Source organism: Paraburkholderia bannensis (genome assembly GCF_014200455.1).
Lineage (GTDB): Bacteria > Pseudomonadota > Gammaproteobacteria > Burkholderiales > Burkholderiaceae > Paraburkholderia > Paraburkholderia bannensis_A.
This window is the reverse complement of record NZ_JACHBW010000013.1, coordinates 137,920-154,436: the sequence shown is the minus strand read 5'-3', so window position 1 is coordinate 154,436 and position 16,517 is coordinate 137,920. Positions and strand designations below refer to the sequence as shown.

General features: G+C 64.9%; 19 protein-coding genes and 1 tRNA gene. 11 read left to right on the top strand and 9 right to left on the bottom strand.

All coding sequences use genetic code 11. The annotated features are described in order from the left end of the window. Positions 1 to 152 precede the first annotated feature (152 nt). Positions 153 to 578 carry a hypothetical protein gene (locus F4827_RS22055; protein WP_183727051.1) on the top strand — a complete coding sequence of 142 codons (426 nt, stop codon included), beginning with the start codon at positions 153 to 155 and terminating at the stop codon, positions 576 to 578. 123 nt (positions 579 to 701) lie between these two features. Here the strand turns inward: F4827_RS22055 and F4827_RS22050 are convergent, their stop codons facing one another. The 3 genes from F4827_RS22050 to F4827_RS22040 all read right to left on the bottom strand — a co-directional run bounded on the left by F4827_RS22050 (position 702) and on the right by F4827_RS22040 (position 2,905). After that, a complete protein-coding gene (locus tag F4827_RS22050; RefSeq protein WP_183727049.1) occupies positions 702 to 1,871 on the bottom strand; it encodes an enoyl-CoA hydratase/isomerase family protein in 1,170 nt (389 codons plus the stop codon). An 83-nt stretch (positions 1,872 to 1,954) separates the two neighbouring features. Next, positions 1,955 to 2,584, bottom strand: coding sequence for a TetR/AcrR family transcriptional regulator (locus F4827_RS22045; RefSeq protein WP_183727047.1), 630 nt, complete (start codon positions 2,582 to 2,584; stop codon positions 1,955 to 1,957). A gap of 36 nt (positions 2,585 to 2,620) precedes the next feature. Next, complete coding sequence (locus F4827_RS22040; RefSeq protein ID WP_167066085.1) at positions 2,621 to 2,905, bottom strand: DUF1488 domain-containing protein; 285 nt, start codon at positions 2,903 to 2,905, stop codon at positions 2,621 to 2,623. A gap of 228 nt (positions 2,906 to 3,133) precedes the next feature. Here F4827_RS22040 and F4827_RS22035 point away from each other — a divergent pair, with 228 nt between their 5' ends. Continuing rightward, positions 3,134 to 3,334: a hypothetical protein gene (locus F4827_RS22035; protein WP_233178170.1), complete on the top strand. Its 201-nt coding sequence runs from the start codon at positions 3,134 to 3,136 to the stop codon at positions 3,332 to 3,334. A gap of 22 nt (positions 3,335 to 3,356) precedes the next feature. Here F4827_RS22035 and F4827_RS22030 read toward each other — a convergent pair whose 3' ends face one another. Continuing rightward, a complete protein-coding gene (locus tag F4827_RS22030) occupies positions 3,357 to 3,695 on the bottom strand; it encodes a multidrug efflux SMR transporter (protein ID WP_183727044.1) in 339 nt (112 codons plus the stop codon). 4 nt (positions 3,696 to 3,699) lie between these two features. Continuing rightward, positions 3,700 to 4,197, bottom strand: coding sequence for a heme-degrading domain-containing protein (locus tag F4827_RS22025; protein ID WP_183727042.1), 498 nt, complete (start codon positions 4,195 to 4,197; stop codon positions 3,700 to 3,702). 232 nt (positions 4,198 to 4,429) lie between these two features. On the opposite strand from F4827_RS22025, the gene F4827_RS22020 reads away from it, so the two are divergent. The 7 genes from F4827_RS22020 (at position 4,430) to F4827_RS21990 (ending at position 9,865) form a co-directional block, all read left to right on the top strand. Beyond that, a tRNA-Met gene (locus tag F4827_RS22020) sits at positions 4,430 to 4,506 on the top strand. 180 nt (positions 4,507 to 4,686) lie between these two features. Then, positions 4,687 to 5,232, top strand: coding sequence for an NUDIX hydrolase (locus F4827_RS22015; protein ID WP_183727040.1), 546 nt, complete (start codon positions 4,687 to 4,689; stop codon positions 5,230 to 5,232). A gap of 10 nt (positions 5,233 to 5,242) precedes the next feature. Continuing rightward, on the top strand, positions 5,243 to 6,013 hold the full coding sequence (gene aat, locus F4827_RS22010; protein WP_183727038.1) for a leucyl/phenylalanyl-tRNA--protein transferase: 771 nt from the start codon (positions 5,243 to 5,245) through the stop codon (positions 6,011 to 6,013). 195 nt (positions 6,014 to 6,208) lie between these two features. After that, a complete protein-coding gene (locus F4827_RS22005; RefSeq protein ID WP_183727036.1) occupies positions 6,209 to 6,973 on the top strand; it encodes an arginyltransferase in 765 nt (254 codons plus the stop codon). 157 nt (positions 6,974 to 7,130) lie between these two features. Further along, entirely contained in the window at positions 7,131 to 8,165 is a 1,035-nt protein-coding gene (locus tag F4827_RS22000) for a quinone-dependent dihydroorotate dehydrogenase (RefSeq protein ID WP_103705869.1), read from the top strand. 100 nt (positions 8,166 to 8,265) lie between these two features. Then, positions 8,266 to 9,063, top strand: coding sequence for a cystine ABC transporter substrate-binding protein (locus F4827_RS21995; protein ID WP_183727034.1), 798 nt, complete (start codon positions 8,266 to 8,268; stop codon positions 9,061 to 9,063). Between the two features lie 142 nt (positions 9,064 to 9,205). Further along, a complete protein-coding gene (locus F4827_RS21990) occupies positions 9,206 to 9,865 on the top strand; it encodes an amino acid ABC transporter permease (RefSeq protein ID WP_183727032.1) in 660 nt (219 codons plus the stop codon). Between the two features lie 44 nt (positions 9,866 to 9,909). Here F4827_RS21990 and F4827_RS21985 read toward each other — a convergent pair whose 3' ends face one another. From F4827_RS21985 to F4827_RS21975, 3 genes are all read right to left on the bottom strand, one after another. Further along, the gene (locus F4827_RS21985) at positions 9,910 to 10,911 is read right to left on the bottom strand and encodes a Gfo/Idh/MocA family protein (RefSeq protein ID WP_183727031.1); all 1,002 of its coding nucleotides are present in this window, start codon (positions 10,909 to 10,911) and stop codon (positions 9,910 to 9,912) included. Positions 10,912 to 11,147: 236 nt separating this feature from the next. Further along, a complete protein-coding gene (locus tag F4827_RS21980; protein WP_183727030.1) occupies positions 11,148 to 11,861 on the bottom strand; it encodes a FadR/GntR family transcriptional regulator in 714 nt (237 codons plus the stop codon). Positions 11,862 to 12,230: 369 nt separating this feature from the next. After that, positions 12,231 to 13,802 carry a mannose-1-phosphate guanylyltransferase/mannose-6-phosphate isomerase gene (locus tag F4827_RS21975; protein ID WP_183727029.1) on the bottom strand — a complete coding sequence of 524 codons (1,572 nt, stop codon included), beginning with the start codon at positions 13,800 to 13,802 and terminating at the stop codon, positions 12,231 to 12,233. Positions 13,803 to 14,723: 921 nt separating this feature from the next. On the opposite strand from F4827_RS21975, the gene F4827_RS21970 reads away from it, so the two are divergent. Beyond that, entirely contained in the window at positions 14,724 to 15,458 is a 735-nt protein-coding gene (locus tag F4827_RS21970) for a Crp/Fnr family transcriptional regulator (RefSeq protein WP_183727028.1), read from the top strand. Positions 15,459 to 15,517: 59 nt separating this feature from the next. Beyond that, complete coding sequence (locus tag F4827_RS21965) at positions 15,518 to 15,781, top strand: hypothetical protein (RefSeq protein ID WP_183727027.1); 264 nt, start codon at positions 15,518 to 15,520, stop codon at positions 15,779 to 15,781. Positions 15,782 to 15,786: 5 nt separating this feature from the next. On the opposite strand, the gene rpiA is transcribed toward F4827_RS21965, so the two are convergent. Continuing rightward, positions 15,787 to 16,479 (bottom strand): ribose-5-phosphate isomerase RpiA, encoded by a 693-nt coding sequence (gene rpiA / locus F4827_RS21960; protein ID WP_183727026.1) that lies wholly within the window; start codon positions 16,477 to 16,479, stop codon positions 15,787 to 15,789. Between the last annotated feature and the right edge of the window lie 38 nt (positions 16,480 to 16,517).

Here is a 16,517-nt window from a genome sequence, read left to right as displayed (position 1 = left end):
GTGCTTTACGCGACGCTTTAGCATACGGGGGTGCATGGGGCGAGCGGTGCGCCGATATAATGGCGCTCATACCGACAAAGCATCCGGCCGCCGCTTAATCCCTGTTCTGATGGGCGCATGCGTGCCGCGCCGCGCAACTCTCGCCCGTTCTCATGCAAAAAATTATTCTGCCGCTCGTATCCGGCTTTCTGGCCTCGCTATTCTTTCGCGAGGCGACGCTTGCGCTGCTGCACGCTGCGCAGGTGATCGACGCCGCCGGTTTCTCCACCGAGCCGTTCGCACCGCTCGGCCTGCCCGAATTTCTCGTCAATGCCATCTGGAGCGCCTTGTGGGCCATCCTGATGACGTGGCTGCTGCGCGTGTCGCCCTCGCGGCCAGCGCCGTGGGTGCAGGCGTTCGTGTTCGGCGGCGTGGTGCTCACCGCTGCGATGGTGTTCGTGATCGATCCGCTGCGCGGTATCTGGCCGAGCGGCAACATGCTGCCGCGCCTGGCCATGGGTTTCGCTTCGAATGCCGTCTGGGGCTGGGGCGCGCTGGTCTTCATGCGCGCCTTCATGAGCGAAACCGACGAAGACTGATGGACCAATGATGTCTCCGGCGCGGCGCGGGATTTTCAGCGTGCGCCGCGCGACTCCCCCTCCCGCCGCTCCTGCTCCTGCTCCTGCTCCTGTTCCTGCTCCCTTCCCTGCCTGACTGAATCTTCAGCCCGACAGCGCCCGCAAGGGATGCTCCGTGATGCTCCACGGGCTTCTGAACATCGCCTCCACCTCGGCGGGCGGCACGTCTTCGATGCGCGCAAAGTGCCAGCGCGGATGATTGTCCTTGTCGATGATGCGTGCTCGGATACCTTCCACCACATCGCCCTGCGCAAAGCTCGAACGCGTCAGATCCAGATCGCGACGCAGCACGTCGGCCATCGATCCCTCCGCGCGCGAGACCACTTCCAGCGATACCGCCATCGATAAAGGCGAGCGTTCGTGCAGGACGCCCACGATCTGTTCGGCCCATTCGCCTTCCGCACCCTTCGCTTCGCGCTGCGCGGCAGTGAGCGACGCAAGGATCTCCGCCACCGTCGGACGCGAAAAATGCCGGTCGATCCATGTGCGCGCGACCGCCAGCGCACAAGCCGCCACTTCCGCAGACTCGCGCCCAAGCGCCTCGCTTTGCGGCGCGCGGCGAATGCACTTGACGATATCGTCGCCCGCCATGAAGGGCTCGGTCTGCAACGCGTCGAGCAGCGCGGCATGCGCATTGCCGTCGACGCTGCTGTCAATAGCGACATCGGCGAGGCCCGCATAAAGCGCACTCGCGGCGTCGAGCGTCTCGCCCGTCACGGCCAGATAGCGGCCAAGCGCGCCTGGCGTACGCGCCAGAAACCAGCCCATGCCGACGTCGGGAAACAGGCCGATGCGCGTTTCGGGCATCGCCATGCGCGTTGTGCCATCGACGACGCGCAGTCCGCCCGTGCGGTGCGCGCCCTGCGAAATCCCCATGCCGCCCCCCATCACCACACCGTTCATCAGCGCGATATAAGGTTTCGGATAACTGAAGATCGTGTGATTGAGGCGATATTCCTCGATGAAGAACGTGTCGATGCCGGCCTGATCTCCGGCGCGATACGACTCGTAGAGAAAGCGGATATCCCCGCCCGCGCAGAAGGCGCGCGGATGCCGCGTGTACACGAGCACGGCGAGCACTTCGGGATCGTCGCGCCAGGCGTCGAGGGCGGCCTGCATCGCGCGGACCATCGAAGTCGAGAGCGCATTGAGCGCCTGCGGCCGTTCAAGCTCGATGAAGCCGATGCGGTTCGTCACATGCGTGAGCACGTGTTGCCCAGCGTCGGCGGTGGATGGGTCGGTTTGCTGGGACATGGCAGTCTGGCGGCGAAATGAAAGCGCGTTGAAAACGCAGTAAAACGCATGAAAGACGCACGAGCATTACCCTCGCGAGGCTATCACGTCGCGTCAGACCGGGTTTTCTGCGCAGCGCCGGCCCCGATCCAGCCGTCCAGCGCCGCGTCGATCGCGAGCAGGCCCGACGACTCCGGTGCGAAAGCAGGACCGGCCAGCGAGAACGCGACCACGCCATGCAGCAGCGCCCACAAGGCACGCGCGAGCGGCGCGGGTTCAGCGAATACGGGCGCGAACGCATCGGCGAATAAACGGGTGATCGCGACGGCTTCATGGTCGGGCCGTGCTTCGAGTGCGGGGCCCTGCGCCTGGTCCTCGTCACACTGCCCCCGCTCAGGCAGAAACATCAGCCGATACGTCTGGGGATGCGCACAGCCAAACGCCACATAGGCGTGCGCAAGCGCATGAAGGCGCGCGCGCGTGTCTTCGATTTCGGTGCAAGGCTGCAGGCGCGCCAGCAGTTGCGCGAATCCTTCCCGGCCCAGCGCACGCGCAATCGCATCGCGGCCTTCGAAGTGGAGATAGAGCGAAGCGGGCGAATAGCCAATCGCGTCGGCGATCTTGCGCATCGATAGCGCGTCGATGCCGTCGCGCGTCACGATGCGACGTGCAGCGTCGAGAATCCGCGCGCGCAAGGCAGAAACGCGCGCGTCTTTCGGTTCCACGGTGCTCATGGCTGCTTCGCGGCGGTGGGCGCAAATGCCACCGAATCAGGACAACAGATGGCCGGGCGGGAAATGCCCACTTTTGAGCAGCACGGGTGTGCCGTTGCTCAGTTCGAGATGGGCGCGCGCAACCGCTTCGATGCGTCGACGGCCCGCGTCGAACGCCTGCATCCAGGCCTCGCGCCCCTCGGGCTGCGCGCCGAAATGGTCCTCCAGCGCCTCGACGGAAATCGCGCACGGCACGCGCGCGCCATCGACCAGCGCGGGAAAAACCACGGTGAGATTGGAGTCGTGCCAGGACGGCGCTTCGGAAGGAAAACGGATATCCATGTCCAGCCCCGTGGGGAATTCAGCAGAAGAAAAGTCGCACCGACCGATGACAACCGAGAACAATCGATAACAACCGATAACAACGCAGGCCGGGAGCGCATTCCATGTTACGCGCAGCGCGGCGTGCCAGGCGGCAAGCTGTGCATTTTGCATCGGCCTGCGGACGCAATCTGCGAAACTCGTCTTCCCAACCAGGTTCAAACGCCTTCACTTCGAATGGACGCGCATATGAGCGGACGCTACTTCGACACCGATCAGGAAATCCCCGAATCGCAGGCCGCGAGCCGCTGGTTCCGCTACGCCGGGGAAAACGACATCGAGATCTCGCGCGCCATCAGCCTGTGGGAAGACGCCGCCACCCCCGAAGGCGAAAGCAGCCGCGAGAAAATTGCGGGTTGCGGAGTGCGCATCGTGCCGCCGCAGCGGTAAACGATGCGCAACCATCGCGCGCTCAGTGTGCCTGCATCTTCGAGAATAGATTGAGCACCAGCACGCCGGCCACGATCAGGCCAAGGCCGAACATGGCCGGCAAATCCGGCACCTGTTTGTAGAGCGCCATGGCGACAAGCGTGATCAGCACGATGCCCACGCCCGACCACACCGCATAAACGATGCCGACCGGCAGCGTCTTGAGCGTGAGCGAGAGGCAATAGAACGAGATGCCGTAACCGACGATGACGATCGCCGACGGCACGAGCCGCGAAAAACCGTTCGAGGCGCGCAAAGCCGAAGTCGCGATCACTTCAGCGACGATGGCGATCGCGAGAATGAGCCAGGCAGAGTTGCGCATCGCGTCAGGCCTTCGCCAGCGCAAGCTGGCCGTAGTCCGCGCCCAGTTGCGCGCACAGCGCCTCGACAACGAGTTCGTGGTCGAGACGTTGCGGCAGCCCCGATACCGTCACCGATCCAATCACGCCCACGCTCTGAACCGCGAGCGGAAACGCACCGCCGTGCGTGGCGTATTCGGTAGCGGGCAAGCCATGCTTGTCCGCGAGCGTGGCGCCCGTCTGCTGCAGTCGCAGGCCAATCGCGTAAGAGCTGCGACGGAAATGTTCGACCACGCGCGACTTGCGCTGCACCCACGAGAGGTTGTCGGGCGTGGCGCCCGGCAGCGCGCACGAAAACAGTGGCAGGCCGAACGTGCGCACGTCGATCGCGACCGCGTGCGAGCGCGCGAGCGCCAGCTCGCGCAGGAAAGCGCCGAGCTGCCAGGCGTGCCCGGCATCGAAACGGGGAAACACAAGCGCGCGCTCTTGCGCGGCGATCGTCTGCAGGTCGTGGGCGATGTCCATAGGTCCGTCGGGTCCGTCGGTATTGGGAACAGGAGGCAATGAGCGAGGCAGCAAGAAAACAGTCGGAGGCGACTCGGCCCCGATTCTAGCCTGGCGACATCGACGTCCAGGACTCGCCTTGCAATGCTTCTGCAATGCGCCAGCAAGCCGCGCGCAAGCGCCCAGAAAAGAAAACTTAAAATACCGCTTGCACGATCCCAGGGCGTACCCTATAATTCTTTTCTCTGACGGACGCGGGGTGGAGCAGTCTGGCAGCTCGTCGGGCTCATAACCCGAAGGTCGTAGGTTCAAATCCTACCCCCGCAACCAAAGCTGTTCTGTCAGAAGCAATCAAGGGTTACAACGCATCGGCGTGTAACCCTTTTTTGTTTTTTGGCGGCTGAACCCGGCACCTTCATGCCAAGGCGCTTATGCGAGCGCTCCGGGTCAAGCTCCCGTCATGACGCGCCGCGGTGATACACTCGCATCACCCATCCCCCTATCGTGCCCATGAAATTCTGCTCGACTTGCGGTCAGGCGGTCAGCCTGCTCGTGCCGCCCGGTGACAACCGCGAACGCTATGTCTGCGCGCACTGCGGCACCATTCACTATCAGAATCCGCGCAACGTGGTCGGCACCGTCCCGGTCTGGGAAGACAAGGTGCTGCTGTGCCGCCGCGCGATCGAGCCGCGCTACGGCTACTGGACGCTGCCCGCGGGCTTCATGGAGATGGGCGAAACGACCTCCGAAGCCGCTTCGCGCGAAACGCTGGAAGAAGCCGGTGCGCGCGTCGAGGTGCAGAGCCTGTTCTCGCTGCTCAACGTGCCGCGCGTGCATCAGGTTCACCTCTTCTATCTCGCGCGCCTGCTCGACATCGACATCGAAGCCGGCGAGGAGAGCCTCGAAGTGCGCCTGTTCGAGGAACACGAAATTCCGTGGGACGAGATCGCCTTCCCCACGGTCGGCCAGACCCTGCGTTTTTTCTTCGCCGATCGCCAGTCGGGCAGCTATGGCCTGCACACCGGCGACGTCCTGCGCCCGCTGCGCGACGGCTGACACTGCGGCGATGGTGCCCTGGCTTACGCCCGACGAGCCGTTCCCGCCGGTCGAGCGCGCCCTGGGCGCGTCGAGCGGCGCGCCGGGGCTGCTCGCCGCCAGCGCCGATCTGCTGCCCTCGCGTCTGATCGACGCCTATCGGCACGGCATTTTCCCGTGGTACTCGGACGGCCAGCCCGTGCTCTGGTGGAGCCCCGATCCGCGCATGATCCTGCGCCCGGACGAATTCAAGGTCTCGCCCTCGCTCAAGAAGACGCTCAAGCGCGTGCTGCGCGATCCCGCCTGGGAAATCCGCGTCGACGACGATTTCGCCGCGGTGATGCGCGCCTGCGCAAACGCGCCACGGCGCGGCCAGCGCGGCACCTGGATTACCGCCGACGTGATCGACGCCTATTCGAGCCTGCACCGCATCGGCGACGCCCACAGCATCGAAACCTGGTTCGAGGGCGAACGCGTGGGCGGCCTGTACGGCGTCTCGCTCGGCACGATGTTCTTCGGCGAATCGATGTTCGCCTCGATCACGGATGCCTCGAAAATCGCGCTGTCGGCGCTGGTTGCGCATCTGCGCCGCAACGGCGTGGCGCTGATCGACTGCCAGCAGAACACCGCGCACCTGGCCTCGCTGGGCGGCCGCGAGATCGCGCGCAAGCCGTTTATCGCGCATGTGCGGGCCAATGTGGGCGCGCAGGCGATTCCCTGGGGCTTCGACAAAACCGTGCTGGCCGACTGGCTCGGCCACGCTCAGGGCCACCTCGAAACACCCGCCGTGCCGTCGCCCTGAAGCGCCGCTTTCGATGCGCAGCCGAGTACGCCGAAATCCCCGCGACGACCGCCGGACGTGCGCCAGGGCGCGTATTTCGATAGATGCAAGCCTGGCGTCGATGTTAGTATGCAGTCAGAACACGTCGCTTTTGCCGCCAGCCCCGGCGGCGCCCCGAGACAGGCGACGTTCCGATCTGTTTCGAGAGCTGCCAACGTGACTCATCCAAACGAGCTGCCGCTTTCACCGCTTTCCGCGCTGCAATTCTATGCAACGGCGCCCTACCCCTGCAGTTATCTGGAGGGGCGCATCGCGCGCTCGCAGGTGGCTACGCCCAGTCATCTCATCAATTCCGACGTCTACACCGATCTCGTGAAGGCGGGCTTCCGCCGCTCGGGCGTGTTCACCTACCGCCCCTACTGCGACGGCTGCCGCGCCTGCGTGCCGGTACGCGTGCCGGTCGAGCACTACACGCCCAACCGCACCCAGCGGCGCACCTGGAAGCATCACGGCGAACTCGTCGCGACGGTCGCGCCGCTGCACTATGACGAGGCGCACTACGCGCTCTACATGCGCTACCAGTCGGCGCGTCACGCGGGCGGCGGCATGGACCGCGACAGCCGCGACCAGTACGAACAATTCCTGCTGCAGAGCCGGATCAATTCGCGGCTGGTGGAATTCCGCGAGCCCGATCCGCAGCACCCCGATGTGCCGGGGGTCCTGCGCATGGTCAGCATGATCGACATCCTCGGCGACGGGCTGTCCTCGGTCTATACCTTCTTCGAGCCCGACACGCCGCACGCCAGCTACGGCACCTACAACATTCTTTGGCAGATCGAACAGGCGCGCAGCCTGCAACTGCCCTATGTGTATCTGGGCTACTGGATCCGCGAGAGCCCGAAAATGGCCTATAAGGCGCGCTTTCAGCCGCTCGAAGGCCTGTTCGACGGCGTATGGCGCGCGCTCGATCCGGTTGCCTGACGCGCGCGGTGCTCTAAGCGCATAGGCAGCCGCGCGAGGTGCGCGCGTCATGCACGCGCCGCCCCGGATACGGCAGATTCCAGACCGCCCGCCAGCCGTCGCGCCTTTGTCGCTAAAATAGCGGGTTATCATTTTCCGGCGCCTGCGCCTACCTCCCGTGTTCAGCACCCTTTATCCGTTCGTCCGCGACCAGCTTTTTCGCATGGACGCCGAAGACGCCCACCACCTTTCCCTGCGCATGATCGGCGCGGCGGGCCGCACCGGCATGGCCGGGCTGCTCGCCTCGCGCGTGCCGGATTCGCCGCGCACCGTCATGGGCCTGACCTTCCGCAATCCGGTGGGCCTCGCCGCAGGCCTCGACAAGGAAGGCGCCGCGATCGACGGATTCGCCGCGCTGGGCTTCGGCTTTATCGAGGTGGGCACGGTCACGCCGCGCCCGCAGCCGGGCAATCCGCGTCCGCGCATTTTCCGTCTGCCGCAGGCAGGCGGCATCATCAACCGGATGGGCTTCAATAACCACGGGGTCGAACAGTTCGTGAAGAACGTGCAGGCCGCGCGTTATCGCGGCATTCTCGGCCTGAACATCGGCAAGAACGCCGATACGCCGATCGAGCGCGCCGCTGAGGACTACCTTTTCTGCCTCGAACGCGTCTATCCGTTCGCGAGCTACGTGACGATCAACATCTCGTCGCCGAACACCAAGAATCTGCGCCAGCTGCAAGGCGGCGGCGAACTCGACGCGCTGCTCGCGGCGCTCAAGGACAAGCAGCAGCGACTGGCCGATATGCACGGCAAGCTCGTGCCGCTCGCGCTCAAGATCGCCCCGGACCTCGACGACGAACAGGTCAAGGAAATCGCCGATACCCTGCTGCGCCACAAGATCGAAGGCGTGATCGCCACCAACACCACGCTCTCGCGCGCCGCCGTGGAAGGCCTGCCAAACGCGAGTGAAACCGGCGGCCTGTCGGGCCGCCCTGTGTTCGACGCCTCGAACGAGGTGATCCGCAAGCTGCGCGCCGAACTCGGCGAGCAGGTGCCGATCATCGGCGTGGGCGGGATTTTCTCGGGCGAGGATGCCCGCGCGAAGATCGCCGCGGGCGCGGCGCTTGTGCAGGTCTATACCGGCTTCATCTATCGCGGCCCGGCGCTCGTCGCGGAGTGCGCGCGCGCGCTGGCCTCGGGCCGCGCCTGAGGCTATAGTTTCGGGCTGTGTGCGGCGCATCGGCTTGGTCGGCTTGACAGGTTTGATCGACGGCTGCGCCGCAATACAGCAGTAAAACAAGAGGACAATAATGAAATTCGCTTTACTCAAGAAGCTCTTCGCGCTCGCGCTGGTGGGCACGTCGTTCGTGGCGGCCAGCGCCCATGCTGACGATCTGCTCGACCAGGTCAAGGCGCGCGGCACGCTGCGCATCGGTCTCGAAGGCACCTTCCCGCCGTTCAATTCGAAAGCTCCCAATGGCGATCTGGTCGGCTTCGACGTCGATATCGCCAAAGCCGTGGCCGCGAAGCTCGGCGTGAAGCCCGAGTTCGTCACGACCGAGTGGAGCGGCATCATCGCCGGTCTGCAGGCCGGCAAGTTCGACGTGATCGCCAACCAGGTGGGCATCACCGACCAGCGCAAGGCCGTGCTCGACTTTTCGCCGGCTTACACGTATTCGGCTGCGCAGCTCATCGAGCGCAAGGACGACACGCGCCAGTTCAAGTCGCTCGACGACCTCAAGGGCAAGAAGCTCGGCGTCGCGCTCGGCACCAACTACATGGACATGGCCAGGTCGGTCCCCGGCATCGACGTGAAGACCTACCCGGGCGCGCCCGAGTATCTGCGCGATCTGGCCGCGGGCCGTCTGGACGCGGCGCTCAACGACCGCCTGATGCTCGCCTACCTGATGAAGAACTCGCAGCTGCCGCTGCGCGCGGGCGCGCTCGTCGGCGACGGCAATCCGTCGGGCATCCCGTTCAGGAAGGGCAATCCGAAGTTCGCCAGGGCGATCGACGATGCGATGACGCAGCTCGAAGCCGACGGCACCTTCACGAAGATCTCGGACAAGTGGTTCGGCATCGACGTGACCAAGCCGGTCACGAAGTAAGGCATGTCGCGTGCGGCGCTCGCGCTGCGCGAATCAGCATGACATGACAGGCGCGGGGCGCGCATCCGGCAAGATGGCAGGATGAGCGCCCCGCGGTTTTTCCAGGCCAAGGCTGCGCAAGCCGATCCTTTCCGCGTTCCCCATGCCCATCTACACGCTCATCATCCAGTCGCTGCCGGTGCTCGCGCAGGGCGCGGTGCTCACGGTCAAGTTCGCCGTGCTTTCGATGATCTTCGGGCTCATCGGCGGCGCCGTGCTCGCCCTCATGGGCATCAGTACGAACCGCGCGCCCGTGTTCATCGCGCGCGTGTACGTGAGCCTCATGCGCGGCACGCCGCTGCTGGTGCAGATCTTCGTGATCTATTACGGCCTGCCGAGCATCGGCATTTCGCTCGACCCCACGCCCGCGGGGGTGATCGCGCTATCGGCCAACGTCGCGGCTTATCTATCGGAAAGCATGCGCGGGGCGATTCTCGGCATTCATCGCGGCCAGTGGCTCGCGGCCTATAGCCTGGGCCTGTCGCGACGCCAGACGCTGCGCTACGTGATCGCACCGCAGGCGCTGCGCATTGCGGTGCCGAGCCTCTCGAACAGCCTCATCAGCCTCATCAAGGACACCTCGCTGGTGTCGGTCATCACGGTGACGGAACTGCTGCGCAGCGCGCAGGAAATCATCGCCTCGACCTACCAGCCGCTGCCGCTCTATCTCGCGGCGGCCGCGATCTACTGGGTGCTGTGCCAGGTGCTCGAATGGATCCAGCACTGGTACGAGAAGCGCCTCGCGCTGCCTTCGCGCCACTGAGTTGCAGCCAAAGAACGGCGGTCGTTGCGACCGCCGTTTTCATTTCAGCGCGCGCTGCCTGACTCGAAGTCGAAACGCAGTCCAAGCGTCGCGCGCGCGGCATCGGCCATTGCGATCATACGGCGCGAGGTTTCGTGCGGCATCACCGGACTTTCCAGCGCGCCCGCGCGCAGCAGCTCGCAGAAGTGTGCGGTCTCGTAGTTGAGGCCACCGCCTTCGAACGGCTCATCGAGCTCGACCGTGCGGCCATCGACATAGCGTATGGTCGCGCGCGCCGGGTTCCACCAGTTCGCGTGGATCGTCACGTTCCCCAGCGGCCCGGCCAGCAGCGCATCGCCGAAACCATGCAGATCCAGCCCGCAGAACAGCTGCGCGATGCCGTGCTCGTGCTGGCAATTGAGGCTTGCAAACGTATCCACGCCGGTCGCGCCCAGCCGCCCGAAGGTCTGCACCTCGCGCGGTGCGCCAAGCCAGTCGACGGCCAGAAACATCTCGTACACGCCGATATCGAGCAGCGCCCCGCCCGCGTGCGCGAACGAAAACGACGGGTGATCGGCAGGCACATTGGCTACCGAGCAGCCCGCACGCACAAGGCCAATCGGGCCGACAGGATCGGCTTCGAGATGCGCGCGCAAGGCGCGATAAAGCGGATAGAACGGCGGCTTCATCGCCTCCATGAAGAGGCGCTTCGCGTCGCGCGCGGCTTGCAGCACGCCGTCGAGCTGCGCGGCGTTGACGGTCGCGGGTTTCTCGCACAGCACCGGCAAACCGGCCTGCAAGGCAGCCGTCGCATAGTGCGCATGGCTGTCCTGCATGGTGGCGATATAGACGGCGTCGATGCCGCTCGCGAGCAGCGCGTCGAAGCTCGCACACGCACGCGCGTCGAACTCCGCCGCCAGCGCCTGCGCAGGCTCGGCGCGACGCGACCAGACGGCGCTCACGCGTGCGCCTTCGACATGCCCCACGCCCTGCGCGAAGCGCCGCGCGATGCGGCCCGCGCCCACGATGCCCCAACGAATCGTGCCGGTTTCAGCGATATCGCCCATGTCTGTCGTCTCTCTTTGTGCGGATGGCGGACCCGCCGCGCAGCGCGCGGCAAGGCAAAGAGACGCACGATACTGGCTCGCGCGCGCGAAGGCAAACGCGAAGTTCAGCGCATGCCAAAGCCGCACGCGCCCCGTCAAGGAAGCGTGCGGCTTTGGCATGCGGCAAACCTGCGGGAGACGCGCGCGGTCTGCGCCAGCGACGTTGGCATACGTGCGTGCCAGGCGGCGCGATTCGACTAGGCCGCCTCCGGCGCGAACGCCCGGTTCAGCTCGTCAGCGGTGTAGGCGATCATGGCTGCGGCGGCCGCCTGCGCATCGGGCGGCGAGCGGCGCTCGATTGCCTCAACCACGCGCCCATGTGCGGCGACCACGTTGCTCCACCCGTCCGGGCGCTGGCTCAGGATCGGATTGACGATGGTGAGCGCCCCGCGCACGATCGCCGCCATCTGCTGATAGAACTGATTGCCGCTCGCCGCGAGAATGCGCGTGTGCAGCAGCGCATCGGCGGCCTGGCAGCCCGAATCGCCTGGGCTCGCCTGATGTAGCGCGTCGAAAGCATCGCGAATCCCGGCGATATCCGCCGCGGTCGCGCGTTCGGCCGCCAGTGCGCATGCCGCCGGTTCGATCAGCGTGCGAAATTCGATCACGTCGCGCAGAAAGGTCTTGTCCGGCTTCGCGCGAAAACGCCAGCTCACGACGTCTTCGTCGATCATGCGCCAGTCGCGCATCGGCCTGATGCGCGTGCCGATCTTGGGCCGCACGTCCAGCATATGGCGCGCAAGCAGCATGGACAGCGCTTCGCGCATGACCGTGCGGCTCACGTCGAACTCCTTCGACAACACGTCCTGCGGCGGCAGGATCGCGCCATAACGCTCTTCGACGATGCCCGAAATCAGGCCATCCATGACCTTGCTCACGAGTGAGCGTTCCTTGTTGTTCCCCAGTTCCATGACCCCTCCCCCCGATGGCATTAATCGCCCTGTTTGCCGGTTACTGCGTGGGCCCTCGTGCTTCGTCGAACTTATGCGTACGTTGCCATGCTAATTGCATAAAACGTAAGCCAGGATATCTCCTGACGCAAATTTCGCGTGACAAATGCCCAGCCTGTACAAGTTCTTCGTGATTCGGCCCTTCGGTTTCCCGAATTTCGTCTTATGAAGTTATTCGTTGTCTTTTCGTAAGCGTTCTGTATGAAGCAAAAACTGACTTGGCGATAATCAGGGTTGCCTTGTCGTTTCTTTATCGCCATTTGCAGCATGTTTTTTGTGTGCATATGCAGTTATGTGCATACGCAAAGGTGCACACGCCGACCGGTCCAGTCAGCGCTGCGTAGCCGTACGTCCGTATTGATCTTCGAAGCGCACGATGTCGTCCTCGCCCAGATAGCCGCCCGACTGCACTTCGATGATTTCGAGCGGCGTCTTGCCCGGATTTTCGAGCCGGTGCTTCACGCCCAGCGGGATATAAGTCGATTCGTTTTCAGAGATCAGGAAGACGTCGTCGCCACGCGTGACGCGCGCGGTGCCGCGCACGACCACCCAGTGCTCGGCGCGGTGATGATGCATCTGCAGCGACAGCACGCCGCCCGGCTTCACCACGATGCGCTTGACCTGGAAGCGCTCGCCGCGGTCCACCGAGTCGTAACATCCCCAGGGCCGTTCGACGCGGCGATGGTGCTGCACCTCCTCCCCGCGCTGCGCCTTGAGCTTGCCGACGATCGCCCGCACGTCCTGCACGCGGTCCTTGGCGGCGACCAGTACGGCGTCCGCCGTCTCGACCACCACCACGTTGTGCACGCCCACACAGACGACCAGCCGCCCGTCCGAATGCGCGAAGCTGTCGGTCGAGTCTTCGAAGAGCACGCGGCCGCGCGCAACGTTGCCGCTCGCGTCCTTGTCCGACACCTGCCAGACGGCATCCCAGGCGCCCACATCCGACCAGCCCGCCACCAGCGGCACGACCACGCCGGCCAGGCGCGCGTCAGCGCCGATCGATTCCATCACCGCGTAGTCGATCGAGTCCGACGGGCAGCCCTCGAAGGTCGCCGGGTCGAGGTGAACCGCGCCGTCGGCATCGACGCGCGCAAGCTCGAACGCCTGGGCGCAGAGCGTCGCAATCGCGGGCCGGGCGCGCGCGATCGCCGCCAGCCACACCGACGCGCGCACCACGAAAATGCCGCTGTTCCACCAGTAATCGCCCGAAGCTACGTAAGCCGCAGCCAGTTCCGCGTTGGGCTTTTCCACGAAGCGCTCGATTGTGCGCGCGCCGCTCGTGCCGAGCATGGCGCCCGCACAGATGTAGCCATAACCGGTTTCCGCGCGCTGCGGCGGCACACCGAGCGTCACGATGGCGCCGCGCGCCGCGTAGCTCACCGCGCCTTCGAGCGCGGCGGCAAACGCCGTGCGGTCGGCGATCAGATGATCGGCGGGCATGGCGATGAGTATCGGATCGCCGTCGACCGCAGCGGCCTGGCCGGTCGATGCGTGGGTATGGGCGGCCTGCGCGGCGAGCGCTGCCACCGTCAGGGCCGGCGCGGTATTGCGCGAGTGCGGTTCGAACACGACGTGCGCGCTCTTGCCGCTGCGGCCGAGCCGGTCGGCGGTCATGTGGCGCAACTCCTCGCTGCTGACGACGAGCGGCGCGGCCTTGAGGATGGGCGCATCGGCCGGAGCGCTCGCGCGAGCGTAAAGACCGTCGAGACGGCGCACCGTCGCTTCGAGCAGCGACTCGCCGTCGAGCAGGTCGATCAGCTGTTTCGGACAGTGTTCACGCGAGAGCGGCCACAGACGCGTGCCCGATCCGCCGGCGAGCACGACCGGCTGCACGACCAGTGCAACTTCGGGTTCATTGGCGACTGCAATCAGGCCGGCCGGTGTGACGAGCTGGTTCATGTGCAAAGCTCCCCGTTGGAATCTCTGGTATTGGGTTCGCGCGGGCGCGGCGCGGCGCTTAACCGGATCTCGCCCAAGGTCATGCACGCACGCGCTCCCTCGTTGTCGGACTCCATTGGAGCAAAGGACGCCCTTCGACTCTGTACGCATACCCACACTGACCGAGCGCTGGCGCACGGCGGCCCGCCAGCGCAACTGGGCACACTGCCGTCGAGCGAGGACAGGCAGACCGGCCGGGCAGTCGAACCGGGCGGCACGCGCCAACGGCAGGATGGTTGCGCAAACAACAGTCGCTTGATCGCCGCTTCATCGCCGCTCGCCACTACGGGCGCGGCCGCGCAGGCAAATCTGGCGCGCTCCGTGCGCCAGACCACACAACGTAACGTGACGCGCCGTAACGCGGTCATGTTTCACGGGAGAACGTTTCTGGGCAGATCAGCCGCAGCGCAACAGCAATGAATCAAATTCAAACGCCATGCGGCACGCACCGGCCCTACCGCAAGGAGGTGCCCTGCCGCATGTTTCAACCTGGAGTCATTTTCGACACAGGGCTTTTACCCCTCATTTATTCCATATAAATCAATGACTTACCTCGATACAAATTGCTCAGTCCATTGACCGGCCCCGCGGGCGCGTCGTACAGATATGAAACAAAAACGCGGACTTGCCTGGACGCGCTGCGACCGTAACGCCCGCGAAACCGCGTACTGGCGTGCTTTGCGACCTTCTGGCACACACCCTGCTTAGTGAGAAGCGCCACACAAGGCGTCACGCAAACAAATATCGCAGACGCCACTCGGGACTATGGGGCCGGCACGACGAACGAATAGCCGCTACGGGAAGCGGCAAACAACAACCGATTCGGCGACCGGAATGACAAGACGGAAGGCGGCGCAAGCGCCTTCACACGAGGACCAAATCATGTTGACCCTTCAATCGGATCTGCACGGCAACCATTTGCTCGGCGCACTGCCGTCGCATGAATGGCAAGCACTCGCACCGCATCTCGAACTCGTCCATCTGCGCACCGAACAACTCCTCTGCGATTCCGGCCAGCGCATCCATCACGTCTACTTTCCGACCACGGCCATCATCTCGATGCTTTCGACGATGGAAGACGGCAGTTCCGTGGAAATCGCCGCCGTGGGCCGCGAAGGCATGACGGGCGTGCCCGTCCTGACGGGCGGCGAAACCATGCCGAACCGCGTGCAGGTGCAGTGCTCGGGCTTCGCGTACCGCATGAGCGCGCAAAGCCTCAAGCAACAGTTCGCGCGCTCGGACTTTCTGCGCCGCCTGATGCTGCTTTACATGCACGCGCTGCTCACCCAGGTCGCGCAAACCGCCGCCTGCAATCGCCATCATTCGCTGAGCAAGCAGTTGTGCCGCTGGCTGCTGATCGAAGTGGATCGCGTGGCCTCGAACGACCTCACGGTCACGCAGCAGCTCATCGCCGATATGCTCGGCGTGCGCCGCGAAGGCATCACGGAAGCAGCCGGCAAGCTGCACGATGAAGGTTTGATCCACCACAGCCGCGGCCGCATCCGCGTGCTCGACCGCGAAGGCCTCGAAGCCCGCGCCTGCGAGTGCTACGGCCTCGTGCGACGCGAGTTCGACCGCCTGCTGCCGCGCCTGCGTCAGGCCGAAACGGTGGAATAAGACGCGGAAGCCCGACCGGGGCTGGTGCGCGGTGGTCCTCGGTCCCGTTTCTCGTGTGTGTGTGTTTTATTTTGCAAGGCGTTCCGGCACAGGCGCGCTTTGCCTTTTCTTCGCTTGCGGCGGCTTCTGTTGGCTCTGGCGGCTTCTGGCGGATCCGACGACTCTGGCGCTTCGAGTTCGCGCGCATGGTGCACCTGATTATCAGGAATCCATATCAATCGGCGCGCGGTTTCATCATCTCAACAAGCGCGAACGGCGGCGTCAAACTGCACGCCGCCGCCACTTCGATCAAACCATCAAACCACCAGGCGATCAGACAATAGGGCAATCAGGCCTTGTAGTCGATACGCTCGACGCCCGACTCGCCGCCCAGCAGGCAGAAGTCTGCGCCACGCGCGGCGAACAGACCCACGGTCACCACGCCCGGCCATGCATTGACGTGCGCTTCGAGCGTGCGCGGATCGCTGATGCGCAGCCCCTTCACGTCGAGAATCTCGTTGCCGTTGTCGGTGATGAAGGGCGAGCCGTCCTTCTGCACGCGCAGCACCGGCACGCCGCCGAGCGCCGTCACGCGGCGGCCGATGGCCGTGCGCGCCATCGGCACGACTTCGATCGGCAGCGGGAACTGGCCGAGCACGTCCACGCGCTTGCTCGCATCGGCGATACAGACGAACACTTCCGACACCGAGGCCACGATCTTCTCGCGCGTGAGCGCGCCGCCACCGCCCTTGATCATCGCGCCGGAGGCGTCGATTTCATCGGCGCCGTCCACGTAGACGGGCAGCGATTCGATTTCGTTGAGGTCGAAAATCTTGAAGCCGTGCGATTCCAGCCGCGCCGTGGTGGCGACCGAGCTGGAGACCGCGCCGCGGTAGCGGCTCTTGCTGGCGGCCAGTGCGTCGATGAAACAGTTCGCGGTCGAGCCAGTGCCGACGCCGATGATGGCGCCTTCCGGCACGTTCGCGTTGACATAGTCGGCGGCGGCCTGGCCGACCAGTTTCTTGAGTTCGTCTTGAGTCATGATGGGTACTGCCCGAGGAGAGGAAACGCGGAAAACGC

Excerpts from the sequence above, each read along its gene's own strand:
- F4827_RS22050 (WP_183727049.1), bottom strand. The coding sequence starts at position 1,871 with ATGTCCCAGCAAACCGACCCATCCACCGCCGACGCTGGGCAACACGTG.
- rpiA (WP_183727026.1), bottom strand. The coding sequence starts at position 16,479 with ATGACTCAAGACGAACTCAAGAAACTGGTCGGCCAGGCCGCCGCCGAC.
- F4827_RS22030 (WP_183727044.1), bottom strand. The coding sequence starts at position 3,695 with ATGCGCAACTCTGCCTGGCTCATTCTCGCGATCGCCATCGTCGCTGAA.
- F4827_RS22040 (WP_167066085.1), bottom strand. The coding sequence starts at position 2,905 with ATGGATATCCGTTTTCCTTCCGAAGCGCCGTCCTGGCACGACTCCAAT.
- F4827_RS21990 (WP_183727032.1), top strand. The coding sequence starts at position 9,206 with ATGCCCATCTACACGCTCATCATCCAGTCGCTGCCGGTGCTCGCGCAG.
- F4827_RS22015 (WP_183727040.1), top strand. The coding sequence starts at position 4,687 with ATGAAATTCTGCTCGACTTGCGGTCAGGCGGTCAGCCTGCTCGTGCCG.
- aat (WP_183727038.1), top strand. The coding sequence starts at position 5,243 with ATGGTGCCCTGGCTTACGCCCGACGAGCCGTTCCCGCCGGTCGAGCGC.
- F4827_RS21995 (WP_183727034.1), top strand. The coding sequence starts at position 8,266 with ATGAAATTCGCTTTACTCAAGAAGCTCTTCGCGCTCGCGCTGGTGGGC.
- F4827_RS22055 (WP_183727051.1), top strand. The coding sequence starts at position 153 with ATGCAAAAAATTATTCTGCCGCTCGTATCCGGCTTTCTGGCCTCGCTA.
- F4827_RS22035 (WP_233178170.1), top strand. The coding sequence starts at position 3,134 with ATGAGCGGACGCTACTTCGACACCGATCAGGAAATCCCCGAATCGCAG.
- F4827_RS21970 (WP_183727028.1), top strand. The coding sequence starts at position 14,724 with ATGTTGACCCTTCAATCGGATCTGCACGGCAACCATTTGCTCGGCGCA.
- F4827_RS22045 (WP_183727047.1), bottom strand. The coding sequence starts at position 2,584 with ATGAGCACCGTGGAACCGAAAGACGCGCGCGTTTCTGCCTTGCGCGCG.
- F4827_RS22025 (WP_183727042.1), bottom strand. The coding sequence starts at position 4,197 with ATGGACATCGCCCACGACCTGCAGACGATCGCCGCGCAAGAGCGCGCG.
- F4827_RS21975 (WP_183727029.1), bottom strand. The coding sequence starts at position 13,802 with ATGAACCAGCTCGTCACACCGGCCGGCCTGATTGCAGTCGCCAATGAA.
- F4827_RS21980 (WP_183727030.1), bottom strand. The coding sequence starts at position 11,861 with ATGGAACTGGGGAACAACAAGGAACGCTCACTCGTGAGCAAGGTCATG.
- F4827_RS21985 (WP_183727031.1), bottom strand. The coding sequence starts at position 10,911 with ATGGGCGATATCGCTGAAACCGGCACGATTCGTTGGGGCATCGTGGGC.